We start from the raw sequence: 1,231 nt of genomic DNA, 5'->3' as shown, positions 1-1,231 counted from the left end.
GCTCCCCCGCGGGCGCGCCTCGCGCCCCCGGCCGAAAGCGTCTCCTAGCCCCCGGCCGACAGCCCTCACCCGGCCCCTGCCCAGAGCGCCGCTCGCCACCCGTAGCACCGCTCTCCACCCCGGCGCCTGGTGGCTGTGGGCGCTGGGGCTGGCCACCGCCGCGTCCCGCACCACCAATCCGCTGCTCCTCGCGCTGGTGATCGCGGTGGCGGGGTACGTCGTCGCCGTGCGCCGCACCGACGCCCCCTGGGCCCGCTCGTACGCCGCCTTCCTCAGGCTCGGCGTACTGGTGCTCGCCATCCGTCTCGTCTTCGCGTTCTTCCTCGGCTCGCCCGTACCCGGCACCCACCTGCTCGTAGAACTGCCCGAAGTGCCGCTCCCCGAGTGGGCGCGCGGCGTGCGGATCGGCGGGAGAGTGACGGTGGAGGGCATGGTCTTCGCCCTGTACGACGGGCTCAAACTGGCGACCCTGCTCGTCTGCGTCGGAGCGGCGAACGCCCTCGCCAACCCCGCCCGGCTGCTCAAGTCACTGCCGGGCGCCCTCTACGAGGCCGGGGTCGCGGTCGTGGTCGCGATGACGTTCGCGCCCCACCTCGTCGCCGACGTGCGACGGTTGCGGGCGGCACGCCGGCTGCGGGGGCGCGGCGCGCGCGGGCTGCGCGGAGTGGTCCAGGTCGGGCTCCCGGTGCTGGAGGGCGCGTTGGAGCGCTCGGTGGCGCTCGCGGCGGCGATGGACGCGCGCGGATACGGCCGCACGGCACGCGTACCGGTCGCGGTACGGCGCACCACCACCGCACTCACCCTCGGTGGGCTCCTTGGCGTGTGCGCCGGCACCTACGGCCTGCTGGCCGCACAGGGCGCCGGCTTCGGGCTGCCGGTGCTGCTGGCGGGACTGGCACTCGCACTGGCAGGGCTGTGGCTGGGCGGCAGACGCACCGTCCGCACCCGCTACCGCCCGGACCGGTGGGGCCCGCGCGCCTGGCTGGTCGCCGCGTCGGGAGCGGCCGTCGCCGGACTGATGATCAGCGCCGCCGACGCGCTCCCCGCGGCGCTCGCGCCTCCCGCCGTCCCGCTCCAGGCCGCCGCGTCGGGAGCGGCCGTCGCCGGACTGATGATCAGCGCCGCCGACGCGCTCCCCGCAGCGCCCGCGCGGTCCGGAACGACGACGAGGAGAGCACGCAGTGATCACCTTCGACCACGTCTCGGTCGTCTACGAGGACGCGCACGAGCC

The 1,231-nt window shown here is 76.0% G+C and carries 1 protein-coding gene; it reads left to right on the top strand.

The annotated features are described in order from the left end of the window. Positions 1 to 76: 76 nt before the first annotated feature. Positions 77 to 1,231, top strand: a 1,155-nt coding sequence (locus AB8Z75_RS34895; protein WP_369209148.1) for an energy-coupling factor transporter transmembrane component T, incomplete at its 3' end; no start/stop codon positions are given.

It is taken from the genome of Streptomyces sp. PU-14G, from assembly GCF_041028275.1.
GTDB lineage: Bacteria > Actinomycetota > Actinomycetes > Streptomycetales > Streptomycetaceae > Streptomyces.
The sequence above is the reverse complement of the archived record's forward strand: the minus strand, read 5'-3'. Positions and strand labels throughout refer to the sequence as shown.